The sequence below is a fragment of the Bacillus sp. ABA4_010 genome, from assembly GCF_056159105.1.
Genome location: NZ_JBSWUN010000003.1, coordinates 3370107 through 3385386 on the forward strand (window position 1 = coordinate 3370107; position 15280 = coordinate 3385386).

A 15280-nucleotide genomic window follows, 5' to 3' on the forward strand; every position below is an offset into this window, starting at 1 on the left:
ATAGAAAAACCCTGGATTTTACAAGGTAATTTTTTCTTCTACGCATATCTTTTCAATAATGTGTAAAGCTTCATTCATTTCCTCCATCGTTGCCGTCAGCGGTGGCAGTAAACGAATAACTGATGGACCCGCTCCTAATACAAGTAATCCATTTTCTCTCATTTTAGCGATCAGTTCAGGTTGCTTTTCTCCACAATCCAGTCCAATTAGCAAACCTTTTCCACGAATAGCAGAGAGAAACGGAACAGAGGATAATCGTTTTTGAAGCTCTTCCATTAAATAAGTAGCTTTGTTTTCAACCTCTATTAAGAAGTCTTGTTGGAAAATAATTTCTAGCGTCGCTTTCGCCGCTGCCAAGGCAATGGGATTCCCTCCAAATGTCGACCCGTGAGAACCTGGTCCAAACGCTTCAATTAAATGGCTTTTTCCAATAAGAGCTCCAACTGGCAAACCGCTTCCCAATCCTTTTGCCGCTGTAATCATATCAGGTGACAATCCGTAATGTTGATAAGCAAATGCTTTCCCCGTACGACCAATTCCCGTTTGCACTTCATCTACAATGAGCAATGCACCATGTTTTTGGCAAAGATGTTGCACAGCTTCTAAAAACGCCGCTTCAGCTGGAACTACTCCGCCTTCCCCTTGCACAACTTCAAGCATTACAGCTGCTGTTTTTTCATCCATTTCTTTTTCCAGCGCATCCATATCGTTATAAGGTACATAGACAAACTCTTGTAGCAACGGTCCAAATCCTTCATGAATCTTTGCCTGCCCTGTTGCTGACATTGTCGCAAATGTTCGGCCGTGGAACGATTTTTCAAATGTAATAATTTTATGTCGTTTCGTATGCTTACGTGCTAATTTAATTGCGGCTTCGTTCGCTTCCGCTCCGCTGTTACAAAAGAAAACCGCGTCGCCGTCCGAATGTTCAACAAGCAATTTAGCGACTTCTTCTTGAAGCGACACATGAAACAAGTTCGATACATGCCACAGTTTATTCAATTGATTCTCGACTGCTTTTTGGACAGCAGGATGACGATGCCCAAGGTTGCATACTGCAATACCGGAAATAAAATCGAGGTATTCTTTCCCATTTTCATCGACAAGCTTTGTTCCGCTCGCACTTTTTACTTGTACATCAAACCGTTGATATGTTGGAAACAAAAAACTCATGTGCTTCTTCCTCCACTCTATCTTCTGTATATTGAACAGTTGTACCAATCCACTTCCCATTTTCATCCATAAAAGAACTTTTTCCACTGACAATTTGCACTGTTGGCAAAGAAGAAGATAATGCTTTTACCGCGGATTTGACTTTCGGAATCATTCCGCCGTATATTACCTCATCTTGAATGAGCTGGTCTACATAACTAGGTGTTACCTTCTCAAGAAGATCGCCGTCTTTCATAATACCTGGCACATCTGTAATAAATACTAATTGCTTCGCGCCAAGCGCTTTAGCAACCGCTCCTGCGGCCAAATCAGCATTAATGTTGAAGGACTCGCCTTTTTGATTAAACCCGATTGATGAAAGAACAGGCGTGTAGCCTTTTTGCATTAAATGAACTAGCAATTCTGCATTCACGTTGACCACTTCACCGACATAGCCCCATTTTTCATAATCGATCGCTTCAGCCTCAAGTAGCATTCCATCACAACCTGATAGCCCGACTCCATTTAGTCCAACTTGTTGCAAAGAAGCAACAAGCTGCTTATTGACTTTTCCTGCGAGTACCATTTGAACGATGCTCAACGCTTCAGCAGATGTTTTACGCAAACCGTCGACAAACTCGGATGGGATATGAAGTTGATCTAACATCCCGTTAATCTCAGGTCCACCCCCATGGACAACGACAAGTTGGTAGCCTTGCGCCGCCAAACGATTCAAGCTTGTGAAAAAGGCCTCATTCAACTGACTCATCACACTTCCGCCGCATTTGACGACAATTACGTCTTGGTTCTTCATCTTTTCTCTCCCTTATGTGCGATAACTCGCATTGATTTTCACATAATCATAAGTCAAATCGCATCCCCATGCGGTTCCTTTTGCATTTCCTTCATCCAACTGGATTGAAATAACAATTTCCGACTGCATTAAATACGCTTTGGCTGCTTCTTCATTAAAAGGTTGCGGCTGACTGTTTTTCAGCATACATATCTCCCCAATGCTCACATTCACCTTCGCCGGGTTAATCTCGACCCCACTATAGCCAATGGCACCAATGATACGCCCCCAATTGGCATCAGCTCCGTATATGGCCGTTTTGACAAGATTCGAGCCGACAATTTGCTTCGCAATTTTATTGGCATCTTCTTTTGTTTTTGCGCCATTAACCTGCACCTCGATTAATTTGGTTGCACCTTCTCCGTCTCGAGCAATTTCTTTGGCTAACTCTTCACAAGTCAGCTTCAGCGCTTCATAAAACTGAGGCCAATCCGGATGATTTGGCGTTAATGGATTGTTTTCGGCCATTCCATTCGCTAAAACCAACACCATATCATTCGTCGATGTATCTCCATCAACCGTTATTTGATTAAATGTCTCATTTGTAATCGCGCTTAACGCTCCTTGTAGCACCGCTGAATCAATCTCTGCATCAGTCGTCACAAACCCAAGCATTGTCGCCATATTCGGATGAATCATCCCAGATCCTTTCGCCGCTCCCCCGATAGTCACTTTCTTCCCATCAACCATTACTTCATAACAAGCCGTCTTCATCACAATGTCAGTTGTTAAAATGGCGGTTTGAAACGCTTCAGCATCGCTTTGTTCTTCACTTGGCTGTAATTGTGCAATACCTTTACGGATTTTTTTCATATCCAATAATTCGCCGATGACCCCCGTAGAAGCAACTGCTGCATACTGGACGGCAAACCCAAATTTCTGCGCAAACGCTTCTCTCATTTCATAGGCGTCTTTTAATCCTTGTTCTCCTGTACATGCATTAGCACACGCGCTATTTACAATAATTCCTTGCAGTTTTTGTTCGATACTGATGCTTTCTTTTGTAACTAAAAGAGGGGCTGCTTGAAAAGTACTTTGTGTATAAACAGCCGCACAACTGGCCGGACGACAGCTAATAATCGCTCCAACATCTTTTTTTTCATAGCGCAAACCCGCATGAACACCTGCTGCAGCAAATCCTTTTGGAGAAACAACCGTTCCACCGTTCACCTTTTTGACCTCTGCCTTTACTTTTGTCTTAATCATTATGATTCTCCCCTGCCTTTACTTTTTATGGATAAGCTGGAACAAACGCCAATCCGGTCTGCTGCTCAAAGCCCATCATTATATTCGCATTTTGAATAGCTTGACCTGCCGCTCCTTTAACGAGATTATCAATTACTGATACAATCGTAATTCGCTTTGTTCGTTTATCAAACGCTACCCCGATATCACAATAATTCGAGCCCCACACTTCCTTAGTAGCTGGAAACCTTCCCTTTTCTCTAATTCTTACAAACGAAGCACCTTTATAGTTTTCTAGATAAAGAGCATGTAATTCTTCCAATGTCATATCGTTCTTCGCTTTTGCATATACCGTACTCATAATTCCCCTAGTCATCGGAACAAGGTGTGTGCTAAAGGTGATCGGTTCAATATGTTTATTCCATTGTTTCAATACTTGTTCAATTTCTGGGATATGCTGATGTTCATTTACTTTATAAATTTTTAAATTTTCATTCGTCTCCGCATAGTGTGTAGCACTAGACAGCCCTTTTCCAGCTCCCGAAACCCCGGACTTTGCATCTACAATAATCGAATCTTCCTCAATCAATCCACTTTTCACAAGAGGAGCCAATGCGAGCAAAGTAGCGGTTGGATAACAGCCCGGATTGGCAATGAATGAACTTTCTGCCACTTCTTTGCCGAACCATTCCGATAATCCGTACACCGCTTCTTCTAAGTACGCTTTCGGAGCAGATGGCTTTTGGTACCATTGTTCATATAATTCCTCTTCTTTCAAACGGAAATCTCCGGATAAATCAACAACTTTGACACCCGCATCTACAAGTTCGGGTACAAGCTTGCTTGACACCCCTGAAGGTGTCGCCATAAATACAAGATCAACGTCTTGAGCAATTTGAACTGGATCAATATTCTGAAGCTTCCAGTTTTCATGTGATAAGTGTGGATACATCTCTTCAATATGCATTCCTTCTTGCGTAGACGAATAAAGTGAATAAATATAAAAATAAGGGTGTGAAGACAACAATCTGACTAATTCCATGCCTCCATAGCCCGTCGCGCCAATAATACCTACTTTAATATTTTTCATCATAATTTTAACGTTAACTCCCCTTTATATCTATTAAATTATTAATCATTATAATACTGCATAAAAATAAAATCAAATGAATATTTAATTATTTTCATCTAAAAAAATTCGACAAAATTCACGAAGATTACTGTCGATGTACTTTCCTCAACTTCTGTTCCTTCTATCATCATAGAGACTATTAAAGACCCATATGCAGAAAGATTCCATGACATACACAGAAAATTCCTGCTTACAAAAGAATGAACCATTCAATTTGTTGTATAATGAACTTATATTCTAAAAAAAGGGAGTTATATATGGATACGGAACAAACCTTTTCAGCCAAGCTCTATGAATGCTTTTCGTCTTTTAATCAAACCATCCATATTGCAAAAGGCGATTTTTTATTTCAAGAAGGTTCAGAAGCGAAGGAACTTTACTTTATTAAAAGCGGAAAACTTCAATTGAGCAAATTGACCCCAGATGGACGAGAGCTTACTTTTTGTATTTCTAGTGAGGGAGACTTAATCGGGGAAATGAATGTTTTTTGTCCCGCCTCTCGCCATCTGCTCCATGCAAAGGCATTGGAAAACAGCGAAGTTATGGTAATGGATAAAAACGAGTTGGAACAACTGCTGACGAAAAACCCTGAGCTTTCGATTGACTATATGAAGTGGATGGGAGAACGGCTGCGACGCAACCAAACAAAGTTTCGTGATCTCGTTCTTAACGGCAAAAAAGGGGCTCTTTACTCAACGTTAATTCGAATGTCTAACAGTTTCGGCATTATACGGGAAAATGGAATTGAGCTTAACCTTCATTTAACGAATCAAGAACTAGCTAATTTTTGCGGCACTTCCCGTGAAGTCGTGAACCGAATGTTGAGCGACTTACGCAAAGAAGGCGTCATTTCTATTCATAAAGGCCAAATTACCATTCATAATTTAACTTACTTAAAACTAGAAATTAATTGTGAGGATTGCCCGAAAGAATTATGTAAAATGGACTGAAGGCTGTATACAAATATGCGCCTTGTTTGTATACAGCCTTCAGCTCTGCTTATTTTATTGAACGCCAAGCGCAATTTTCGCATAGCGTGACATACGTTCTTTGCTCCATGGAGGGTTAAACGTGATATTCACTTCCGTCTCCTTTACTTGCGGAAGCTTCGCTAATGCCTGTTTCACATCTTCTGTAATCATACCGGCAAGTGGACATCCGATAGAAGTCAAAGTCATCGTCACAATCGCTTTGCCTTCTTCTGTCACGTCTAAATCATATACTAGTCCTAAGTTTACAATATCCACTCCAAGCTCAGGATCCTGTACCTCTTCAAGCACTTCCATTATTGTTTCTTTCAATTTTTCATCCATTTTCAAGCTCCTTCCCTTGAAACTGTCATACAAGCTACGCCACTTATTATACAGGGATTATCTAGTAATCCAAACGAAACGCCTTCACACGACACATCTATTTAAGTGTGTTAAAGTAAAATTACGCACTACCCTCGTTGAAAGGAGCCATTATGAATAAACAACCACATTTAATTGCACTGGATTTGGACGGTACATTGTTAACCGACAAAAAAACCATTTCCTCTAAAACAAAATCGATTTTAGAAAAAGCGAAGCAAGACGGGCATATTGTGATGATTGCCACAGGCCGTCCTTATCGATCAAGCTCCATGTACTATGCAGAACTGCAGTTGAATACACCTATTGTGAATTTTAACGGTGCGCTTGTGCATCATCCTCTTGAGCACTCATGGGGCGTTCACCATAATCCGCTTTTCCGTCATACCGCATACGACATTGTGGAAGCAATGGAAAATTATAAAATTAATAACATTTTAGCGGAAGTCATGGACGACGTATATTTGCATCATCATGACCGTGAATTAATTGATGTCATCAGCTTAGGGAATCCCATGCTCCAAACTGGTGATTTGCGTGTTCATTTACAGCATGACCCTACTTCTATTTTGATTCATGCGGATGAAAATCATGTAGACGATATTCGCTCTCACTTATCCGCTGTTCACGCCGAAGTAATTGAACATCGTCGCTGGGGCGCTCCATGGCATGTCATTGAAATTGTAAAAAAAGGCTTGAATAAAGCAGTTGGACTTCAAAAAGTGGCTGCTCATTATAACATTCCGCAAGAGCGAATTATCGCATTCGGAGACGAAGACAACGACCTGGAAATGATTGAGTTTGCCGGCCACGGCGTCGCCATGGGAAATGCGATTTCGCCGCTGAAAAGCATTGCGAAGGAAGTAACCTTATCCAACGAAGAAGACGGAATCGCCGTTTATTTGCAGCAAGTATTGAAATTATAAAAACTTTAACTAAAAAGTCCATTTCAGCCTCATTTTCGGTATGTTAAAGCGACAACAGGAAATTTTTAACGCTATAGCTCCTCTAAAATTACATAAACTACAATGGACACAAGAAATTGTGTCTATTTCATTCACTTTGAGGAGGAATGCGCAATGGGTAAAAGCAATAAATCGAAGCGTTTTGTTAAATACGGTGCTGATGCGGTCCAACTTCATGATCAGCGAATCCCTTATCATATGACGCTGGCAGAAGCTGAACAACTGAAAGCAAAACAACATACCCCTGCTTCTCCTGGAGGTCGTTTATAATGGCAGATTCTTTCTTTCAACAAGCTGTTTATAAAGTAAAAGAAGCTCTCGAATCTCCAAAAGAGAATGAAAAAGTGTCCCTTCATACAAATGGACAAAAAGCGAAACAAACACGAGTAGAAGGCTCCTTTAATCAAGGAATGCTCCAATCGTTGCTTACAGCAAGTATGGGAAGTATGACCGATGAAGATCGTCAAAAAATGAAAGAATTACAGCAAAGCTTTCATAAAAACGGGAAAAGTTCCCCTTCCACTCCACATGTGGACGGAAGGGGCGATATTGCCGGAAAGGTCATTTCTTCCGCGATGGCTGAAATGTCCCAAGAAGATCAGCATGAACTTCAGCATTTGCAGCAGACATTAGGAATGAAAATGGTACCTGAACAAACGGTCACACTCCCTTCTCACTCCCAGCAAATGGACATGGCACAAGAAACCATTAAACATGCAGCCACTCAAGCGAATGCAAGCGAAAAACAGCAATTGAATGAACTGGCAGACGACTTGAGCAACCGAACACTATAACAAAACGGGGGTGTTTGAAAAGAGGAAAACCACCTCTTTTCAAACACCCCCGCAAAATGAACCACTACAAAAATCCAAGAATATTACGGATGTTAATAAACGGTCCATTTGGCATCAAAAGAAAAACAAGCATTTAATCTTTGCGGAAGAAGCCGAAAATACCAGTTGTTTGGACAATATTCGTAAAAGCATTCGGATCGATTTCTTTAATAATCCGTTCCAAGTCAAACAACTCGTATCTCGTAATGACAATAATCATCATTTCTTTTTCTTCGTTTGTAAAAGCCCCTTTTGCTGGTACCATTGTAATCCCGCGGCTCAGCTTCGTATGGATGGCTTCTTTCAGCTCATCCCCTTTTTTCGTAATAATCATCGCTGTCAATTTTTCATGACGAGTATGAATCGCATCAATCATGCGTGTCGAAACATATAAAGCCACAAGCGTGTACAATGCTTTCTCCCAACCATAAATCAACCCCGCTGCACCAATAATAACTGCGTTAATCGCAAAAAAGTATGTACCGACAGGCTTATCTTTCATACGGGATAAAATCATCGCGATAATATCAAGTCCTCCTGTTGACGCCCCCCACTTCAACGTAAAGCCTACTCCAACAGCTGCAATGACGCCCCCAAAAACGGAATTTAATAAAATATCTTCCGAAAGAGGATACACAGGGAGAAGTTCTAAAAAAAGCGTTGTGGCGGCAACACTTAAAAAACTGTATAACGTAAACGCCTTTCCGACCTTCATCCATCCTAACACCGCTACAGGAATATTAAACAATAACAGTAAAATACCGGTGGATAACCGAATTGGCGTATAGTCCGAGAGAAGGTTTGAAATTAATTGAGCTGCTCCTGTAAAGCCGCTCGCATAGATATTGGCGGGGATTAAAAATAAATTTAAGGCGACAGCTCCTAATAATGCTCCCAACAATATAACAATCAATTTTTTCGTTTCGAGCCAAAGCATTGTATTTTTTCTCCTTTCAGTTCATACATTTACTTTTAGTATAATCTTTTGCCGATCATTCATTAAATTTTACAGTGACTTAAAAGCGCCATCACCTTTTAACTAAAATAATTGTGTTTTATAGAAACAATCGATAAAATATTTTATGGTACATAAAAGTAACGAGGAAGGTGACCATGATGTCCATTAAGATTGTAACGGATAGTGCGAGCGATTTGCCATTGGAATTTTTCCAACAACATGACGTTCAGCTTATCCCCCTTCGCGTCCACCTTAACGATGAAGAATATTTAGATCTTGAAACCATTCAACCGCTTGAAATATATAAACATATTCGCAACGGAGCACACCCTAAAACATCCCAAGCGGCTCCAGCCGCCATCTATAGCATGTTTGAGTCAATTGTGACACAAGGAGAGGCATGCCTTTACATTGCATTTTCCTCTCAATTATCCGGCACGTATCAAACGTCCGTCATGATGCAGCAGCAAATTAAAGAAAACTATCCGAATGCCGAAATTGAGATTATTGATACGAAATGCGCTTCGCTCGGTCAAGGCCTTGTTGTTCAATATGCTCTCCAGCTACTTCAACAATCCCTGCCGTTTCAGGAAATTGTTGAAAAAACAAAAAAATACAGCGAGCACGTAGAGCATATTTTTACTGTTGATGACTTAGATTTTCTTGCCCAAGGCGGACGTGTGAGCAAAGCCTCTGCTTTTGTCGGCGGTCTTCTTAATATTAAGCCACTTCTTCATGTCGAAGACGGCAAGCTCGTTCCCATTGAGAAAATACGCGGACGGAAAAAAGTGTTAAAACGGATGATTGAACTCATGGAAAAACGCGGTCATGACTTATCGTCTCAAACCATTGCGATTAGCCACGGTGATGATGAGCAAACGGCACTTGAACTAAAAGAGCTTATTCAAGCAAAATTCGGTTGCCAATCCTTTATTATCAATACAATTGGTGCTGCGGTCGGCTCTCATGCTGGTCCGGGAACGATTGCCCTTTTCTTTTCCAATGAATCTTTTTCATAAAGGTCGTACATAAATTTAGCAATCCTCGCACACCTTAATACCATCCTCATGGTAAAGGAGTGTTAGTTATGACGAAATCCCATACGAGTGACAATGATAAAAAAGCAAGGGATAACAATGCTAAACGACATGAAAAAAATATTTTAAGGGAAAATAGTCGTCAAGCAGGCGAACGTTCCTATTCTAAAAAAACAGATCACCTTTGATGACAAAAGAAGATGTTCCCCATTGTGAAAAACCTTTCCTACCACCTATAACAGGTATTCAGGAAAGGTTTTTTAGAAGATGAACCCGCCGCCTTAGGCTTTCGGTTCATCTTCTTTCTTTATATACGTCCAGCCCTCTTCTTGAACTACTTTACCTTCTTTCATTAATTTTCCGAGAGCTCGTTTGAAAGCCGCTTTGCTCAGGTTAAAGCGATCGCGGATATCTTCAGGAAGACTCTTGTCCCAATAAGGCATCGCGCCGCCTCTGCCTTGTAAATACGCATAAATCTTGTCTGCATCTTCAACCATGCCCTCTTGTTTACGCGGAAGCATCGATAAATTCAGTGTTCCGTCTTCTTTAACATGAACGACACGAACTTGTACTCGTTCTCCTAAACGTGGCTCTTCTTTTCGTTCCGTTTCATGAACAAATCCGATATACCCTTCATCCGTCATGAACGATGTCCCTACCCGCAGTACGCGATAAGCCGTTGCTTGAATGTCTTTGTTGAATAAAGAAGATGGAGCTTCTTTTGCGTTTTCCTGCATCACATCTTCTGTTGCAGGCTTGCCATACAAAAGTCCTCGCCTCGTTGCTTTAATCGTACAATACAGCAAATCCCCTTCAATCGGCCATAATGATTCCAATGCTGGCAAATCATTTTTTTCCACCAATAAATCTTTGCTAATTCCAATATCAACAAACACACCAAGTCCAGGCTCTGTGCCAACTACTTTTACCCATTGATAAGAACCAACTTCGATTATCGGCAAAGTCATCGTCGACGTCAATCGGCCTTCTCGGTCTAAGTAGATAAATACCTTTACTTCATCATCCTCAGCTAACACAGTGGTTGCCTCATTTCGATGAAGAAGCACATCTTCTCTTCCATCTGTCAGCATATATCCTAATGGTGTTTCCCGTAATACGCGAAGCACCACAGTCGTTCCTGGTTGTAATTTACTCATTCGTTTTAATCCTTCCTTCGCTTCAAAATAGATAATTATTCTTTCTTAAACAGGTATCACCGATCGGTCGTTCCGTAAAACATCCCTAAACTCGATGGTCCTATCCCATTTGCCCATATGTCAACGTACTAGTTACTGCCCGTCAAAGCGGAACAAACATATGGTGATTGTACCAATTCCTGCCCTTCCATTCAACTTTTCATTTAGTTGTGTCAATTTGCTTGTTTACCTATAATAAAAGAAAGAACCTTTTCACCATTAAGGAGGATTTTATGTCTAAAGAAAGTTCATTCGATATTGTATCCCAAGTGGATATGACCGAAGTCACAAATGCCATCGCGATTGCTTTAAAAGAAATTAAAAATCGCTATGACTTTAAAGGAAGTAAAAGCGACCTTTCTCTTGATAAAGAAGAGATTGTCCTCATTTCAGATGACGAATTCAAATTGAGTCAGCTAAAAGATGTGTTGCTTTCCAAGCTTGTAAAAAGAGGCGTTCCGATTAAAAATCTTTCTTACGGCAAAATGGAAAATGCTTCTGGAGGCACTGTCAGACAGCGCGCTTCCCTTGTTCAAGGAATTGATAAAGAGAACGCAAAAAAGTTGAATACCATCATTAAAAACACAGGACTAAAAGTGAAAAGTCAAATTCAAGATGACCAACTTCGCGTTTCAGCGAAGAGCCGAGATGACTTACAGAAAATCATTGCGGCCATCCGTGAAGCGGACTTATCCATTGAGGTTCAATTTATTAATTATCGCTAACAAGAACAGAGGCGGCTTTCATCATAGAAAGCCGCCTTTCCCATGCAGGATAAAATTTCTTCTCCTCTCCATACTAACAAGAGAAATAGTTGAAAGAGGAGGAAACATGATGAGCAGCAATCAACAGCAAAACGAACAGCAAACATTCCCCCCACAGCATCAGCAACAACAGCCAGGTATTGAAAAAGAAATGAACCCACTTCCTGTTTCCATTAGCAATCAATATAAGGCGGCAGGTAAATTACAGGACAAAGTAGCCATTATTACTGGAGGAGACAGCGGAATTGGCCGTGCTGTCGCTTATCACTATGCAAAAGAAGGCGCCAATGTAGCCATTGTCTACTTAAACGAACAGCAAGATGCCAAAGAAACGAAACAACAAATAGAAGCACTAGGAGGAAAAGGTTTACTTTTATGCGGAGATGTCGGTGAAGAACACTTTTGTAATCATGTGATTGACGAAACGATTTCGACATTCCATAAACTTGATATTCTTGTTAACAACGCAGCGGAACAGCATCCACAGCCAAGTATTTTAAATGTGACCGCTGAGCAGCTTCACCGTACTTTCCAGACGAATGTTTTTTCTTTTTTCTATTTAACAAAAGCCGCTCTTCCATATTTAAAATCAGGCAGTTCCATTATTAACACTGCCTCCATTACAGCCTATAAAGGAAACGATCAGCTCATTGATTATTCTTCAACAAAAGGCGCGATTGTCAGCTTTACACGTTCACTGTCTCAATCACTTGTCGGAAAAGGAATTCGCGTTAACGGAGTGGCTCCTGGTCCTATTTGGACTCCACTCATTCCATCGACTTTCTCAAGCGAAAAGGTCGCGGTTTTTGGAGCAAATACTCCGATGAAACGGGCAGGCCAGCCATATGAAGTTGCACCAAGCTACGTTTTTTTAGCCAGTGATGATTCTGCTTATATGACGGGACAAATGCTTCATATAAACGGCGGGACAGTCATTAATGGATAAAGAGTACATCTGGCTACTTTAAAATCAAGTAGTCAGATGTGCCAACAAATAAACTCTGACGCTTATTCTGCTTCCCCACGACTAACAATAGCCGATATGTCTTGGGTTGTTATCCGAAAGGTTGTATTGTTGCTGTCTATTTCTGCAAGCTGCACAATATACGTAAAAGATTGCTCACACCTATCATCTAAACAATCACAATAATTGAGCACAAGCGGTTCAATTGTATTAATATTTTGCTGTACGTTAGTCGGAACAACTTCTGCTGCTTTAAAAGTCCATTCTTCTAGTATACGGCTTCTCCCTGTAGTATGAGATTGGCGAACAAGTCGATAAACAATTTTTAATAATGGATTAGAATCAAAAATGTTAAACTCTAAAATTTGTGAGTAATTTAACAGGATACACGGTGCTTTCGCTTTTCGAAGATTAACACTAACCTCAGCCAAGTTAATCGCTTTGTCATGTTTAGTTAACTTAGCAGGCAACTTGACCTTCCGTATTTTTCCGCAATTCAAAAAAGGGACGCGCGATTGTATCGTCATGGATGGATTCTCCTTTTTTAGATCATTCCGTATTTACCTCGATCCGTCATAAACTTGAGCGGTCATACTTTTTTGTATAATGTTATAAAAGGACTGTTCAGATAGCTTCACGTCAGCCAGTTCAATGATATAAGTAAACCTAGCATCGTTCCTAGTTAAACCTTCACAAAAATTCACTACGAAAGGCTCTTTAATGTTCGTATCATTGACAAACTGTCTCCTAAACGGCCATTCCTCTAAAATTTGCGGTTTAAAGCTGGACGCGCAAGTTCGCGTCAAACGAAACACTAAATCGTTGAATCGTTCTTCTTTTAAAACTGATGTGATAAAACACGAAAAATTGATTAACACACATACGTCACTTGTTCCTTCTGTATTAATGGTTAATTGAGCAAGTCGCAGCGGCTGATTTTTTTTGTTCAATCGCAACGGTAAGACCGGCTGAAAAATGTCCCCGCATGTTACAAAAGGGACAAAGCGATGAACATATCCCTGTCTACTGACCTCAGCAATTTTTCTTTCTTCTGTTCGAATATAGAGTTTAGGCTCAGAAGTGAATGCTCGCTTTTCCACGTCGCCACCTCTCCTTTTCTAAAATGAACTTTTCACCTGATTAGAAGCTTCGTTGAGAATGGTGGCAGTGATGCTTTTATTTGTAATTCGATAGCTCCGGACATTGTTCGTTTCAATTTGGATGATTTCTACCTTGTATGTTACATCTTCACTGGCGGAACACCCTAAACAATCACAGTAGTTAAGGACGGTCGGTTGATTGGTGTCCAAATTAGCCACTTCTAGTGCCTCTAGAGATTCAAATTCAAATTCCCATTCCTGTAAAATTTGCGCATTCTTTGTTTCGATTGGTTCTCGAACTAGTCGATACAGCAGTTTTATTTTAGGATTAAGACCGAATAACGAAAAATGAATAAACTCCGAGAACTTAATAAGAACACACGGCCTTTTAACAAGAGTTGGAGTAACATGGACTTCTGCTAACAACAAAGGCGGGTCATTTCTTTCTAACTGAGATGGTAAATCAGGATTGAAGACCTTGCCACACTTCACAAATGATACATTAACGTTATTATCCATACGTTCCTCCCTCACACTTTAGCATGTCGACTCAACTGACTTCCATTTACCATGTGATTACATTGTATGCAATGTTTTAAAAATCGTATTGAGTATCCGTAAAAGATGTTACGAGACGGTTTTTTTAAGAACTGGTTTAACAGAATCCGCATAAAAAAGACCGTTGAGATACATGTCTCAACGGCCAAAAAATTTATCTTTGAGCAGGCTCTTCTTTACGCTCTTTTGCCAATTGTTTACAAGATTGACGTGTCACAATATGATGCGGCACCTTAATTTGCTTAACCATTTGATAACGATATTCAAATTGGTCAATCAAACATTGAACAGCTTGATACCCTAATTCAAAAATATTAATATCGACAGAAGTCAAAGCAGGACTCGCCAACTCGGCGATTAAAGCATTATTAAAACTGACAATGGAAATGTCATTCGGAACAGAAATTTCCATTTCATCCAATGTATTCAACACCCCAAGTGCCATCAGGTCATCGGCGACAACGAGCGCTGTCGGTCTTTCCTCCAATGACATCAGCTTTCGAACTGCTTCTTTTCCTCCTTCTCGCAAAAACTCTTGGTGAATAATGTATTCATCCCGATAAGACAAGTTCGCACCCCTAATAGCTTTATCATATCCAGTTAGACGGTCAATCGTCACAACAAGATCTAAATCTCCTCCAACAAAGGCAATTCTTTCATGGCCCATTTGGATTAAATACTCGGTCGCTTCACGCCCTGCACGAAAATTGTCATTATCAACAAACGATACCCCTTCACCATTTTTAAATGGCTTCCCGATAACCACACACGGTACCTCACGCTCTTGAAGATACGGCAAAATCATATCATCCACTTTTGAATACAATAAGACGATGCCATCGACTCGGCGCCCTTGAACCATTTGAACAACTTCTTGAAAAATTTCTTCCTCCGTCTCCCCGGTTGACATATAAAGAGCATGCTTTTTTTCATGGGCTCCCGTACTAATTCCTCGAATAACCTCTGGAAAGAATGGATTTTGAAATACTTTATCGGCAGAGCTCGGCATCACAACTCCAATTGCCTGTGTTGATTGATTTGCAAGACTTCTTGCAATGATATTTGGATGGTAGCCCAATTCTTTCATCGCCAATCGAACACGCTGCTTCGTTTTCTCACTAATCCTTGAACTGTTCGCAATGACCCTTGAAACGGTGGAAGGCGCAACATTAGCTAAGTTGGCCACATCCTTGATGGTTACGCCCATCTTGATACCCTCCTCTCCCTATAC

Annotated in this window: 19 protein-coding genes; 8 read left to right on the forward strand and 11 right to left on the reverse strand. The window is 40.6% G+C overall.

Annotation, left to right across the window (positions count from 1 at the left end; translation table 11 throughout):
* Positions 1-18: 18 nt before the first annotated feature.
* The 4 genes from ACXAEO_RS17835 to argC are packed head-to-tail and all read right to left on the reverse strand — an operon-like array spanning position 19 to position 4271.
* A complete protein-coding gene (locus tag ACXAEO_RS17835; RefSeq protein ID WP_474883350.1) occupies positions 19-1173 on the reverse strand; it encodes an acetylornithine transaminase in 1155 nt (384 codons plus the stop codon).
* Positions 1139-1966 carry an acetylglutamate kinase gene (gene argB / locus ACXAEO_RS17840; protein WP_474883351.1) on the reverse strand — a complete coding sequence of 276 codons (828 nt, stop codon included), beginning with the start codon at positions 1964-1966 and terminating at the stop codon, positions 1139-1141. Before argB ends, ACXAEO_RS17835 begins: the two co-directional genes overlap by 35 nt.
* Positions 1967-1978: 12 nt before the next feature.
* Positions 1979-3211, reverse strand: coding sequence for a bifunctional ornithine acetyltransferase/N-acetylglutamate synthase (gene argJ, locus ACXAEO_RS17845; protein ID WP_474883352.1), 1233 nt, complete (start codon positions 3209-3211; stop codon positions 1979-1981).
* 25 nt (positions 3212-3236) lie between these two features.
* Positions 3237-4271, reverse strand: a complete 1035-nt coding sequence (gene argC / locus ACXAEO_RS17850; protein WP_474884269.1) for an N-acetyl-gamma-glutamyl-phosphate reductase — start codon at positions 4269-4271, stop codon at positions 3237-3239.
* A gap of 308 nt (positions 4272-4579) precedes the next feature.
* On the opposite strand from argC, the gene ACXAEO_RS17855 reads away from it, so the two are divergent.
* Positions 4580-5272: a Crp/Fnr family transcriptional regulator gene (locus ACXAEO_RS17855; protein WP_474883353.1), complete on the forward strand. Its 693-nt coding sequence runs from the start codon at positions 4580-4582 to the stop codon at positions 5270-5272.
* A gap of 54 nt (positions 5273-5326) precedes the next feature.
* Here ACXAEO_RS17855 and ACXAEO_RS17860 read toward each other — a convergent pair whose 3' ends face one another.
* Positions 5327-5635, reverse strand: coding sequence for a metal-sulfur cluster assembly factor (locus tag ACXAEO_RS17860; protein WP_474883354.1), 309 nt, complete (start codon positions 5633-5635; stop codon positions 5327-5329).
* Positions 5636-5787: 152 nt separating this feature from the next.
* On the opposite strand from ACXAEO_RS17860, the gene ACXAEO_RS17865 reads away from it, so the two are divergent.
* From ACXAEO_RS17865 to ACXAEO_RS17875, 3 genes are all read left to right on the forward strand, one after another.
* Positions 5788-6600 (forward strand): Cof-type HAD-IIB family hydrolase, encoded by an 813-nt coding sequence (locus ACXAEO_RS17865; RefSeq protein ID WP_474883355.1) that lies wholly within the window; start codon positions 5788-5790, stop codon positions 6598-6600.
* A gap of 153 nt (positions 6601-6753) precedes the next feature.
* Positions 6754-6909 (forward strand): hypothetical protein, encoded by a 156-nt coding sequence (locus tag ACXAEO_RS17870; RefSeq protein ID WP_474883356.1) that lies wholly within the window; start codon positions 6754-6756, stop codon positions 6907-6909.
* Complete coding sequence (locus ACXAEO_RS17875; RefSeq protein ID WP_474883357.1) at positions 6909-7433, forward strand: hypothetical protein; 525 nt, start codon at positions 6909-6911, stop codon at positions 7431-7433. Before ACXAEO_RS17870 ends, ACXAEO_RS17875 begins: the two co-directional genes overlap by 1 nt.
* Positions 7434-7566: 133 nt before the next feature.
* Here ACXAEO_RS17875 and ACXAEO_RS17880 read toward each other — a convergent pair whose 3' ends face one another.
* A complete protein-coding gene (locus tag ACXAEO_RS17880; RefSeq protein WP_474883358.1) occupies positions 7567-8409 on the reverse strand; it encodes a YitT family protein in 843 nt (280 codons plus the stop codon).
* 179 nt (positions 8410-8588) lie between these two features.
* Between ACXAEO_RS17880 and ACXAEO_RS17885 the strand changes: the two genes are divergently transcribed.
* Both ACXAEO_RS17885 and ACXAEO_RS17890 read left to right on the forward strand, forming a co-directional pair.
* Complete coding sequence (locus ACXAEO_RS17885) at positions 8589-9449, forward strand: DegV family protein (protein WP_474884271.1); 861 nt, start codon at positions 8589-8591, stop codon at positions 9447-9449.
* Between the two features lie 68 nt (positions 9450-9517).
* Positions 9518-9655, forward strand: a complete 138-nt coding sequence (locus tag ACXAEO_RS17890; RefSeq protein ID WP_474883359.1) for a DUF3941 domain-containing protein — start codon at positions 9518-9520, stop codon at positions 9653-9655.
* Between the two features lie 93 nt (positions 9656-9748).
* On the opposite strand, the gene ACXAEO_RS17895 is transcribed toward ACXAEO_RS17890, so the two are convergent.
* Positions 9749-10624: a CvfB family protein gene (locus ACXAEO_RS17895; RefSeq protein WP_474883360.1), complete on the reverse strand. Its 876-nt coding sequence runs from the start codon at positions 10622-10624 to the stop codon at positions 9749-9751.
* A 272-nt stretch (positions 10625-10896) separates the two neighbouring features.
* Here ACXAEO_RS17895 and ACXAEO_RS17900 point away from each other — a divergent pair, with 272 nt between their 5' ends.
* Both ACXAEO_RS17900 and ACXAEO_RS17905 read left to right on the forward strand, forming a co-directional pair.
* Positions 10897-11388, forward strand: a complete 492-nt coding sequence (locus ACXAEO_RS17900) for a YajQ family cyclic di-GMP-binding protein (RefSeq protein WP_474883361.1) — start codon at positions 10897-10899, stop codon at positions 11386-11388.
* Positions 11389-11497: 109 nt separating this feature from the next.
* Entirely contained in the window at positions 11498-12373 is an 876-nt protein-coding gene (locus ACXAEO_RS17905) for an SDR family oxidoreductase (RefSeq protein WP_474884272.1), read from the forward strand.
* Positions 12374-12435: 62 nt separating this feature from the next.
* Here ACXAEO_RS17905 and ACXAEO_RS17910 read toward each other — a convergent pair whose 3' ends face one another.
* From ACXAEO_RS17910 to ACXAEO_RS17925, 4 genes are all read right to left on the reverse strand, one after another.
* Positions 12436-12918: a DUF4489 domain-containing protein gene (locus tag ACXAEO_RS17910; protein WP_474883362.1), complete on the reverse strand. Its 483-nt coding sequence runs from the start codon at positions 12916-12918 to the stop codon at positions 12436-12438.
* Between the two features lie 33 nt (positions 12919-12951).
* The gene (locus tag ACXAEO_RS17915) at positions 12952-13491 is read right to left on the reverse strand and encodes a DUF4489 domain-containing protein (RefSeq protein WP_474883363.1); all 540 of its coding nucleotides are present in this window, start codon (positions 13489-13491) and stop codon (positions 12952-12954) included.
* Positions 13492-13509: 18 nt separating this feature from the next.
* Positions 13510-14010 (reverse strand): DUF4489 domain-containing protein, encoded by a 501-nt coding sequence (locus ACXAEO_RS17920; RefSeq protein WP_474883364.1) that lies wholly within the window; start codon positions 14008-14010, stop codon positions 13510-13512.
* A 193-nt stretch (positions 14011-14203) separates the two neighbouring features.
* Positions 14204-15256, reverse strand: a complete 1053-nt coding sequence (locus tag ACXAEO_RS17925; RefSeq protein ID WP_474883365.1) for a LacI family DNA-binding transcriptional regulator — start codon at positions 15254-15256, stop codon at positions 14204-14206.
* Positions 15257-15280 lie beyond the last annotated feature (24 nt).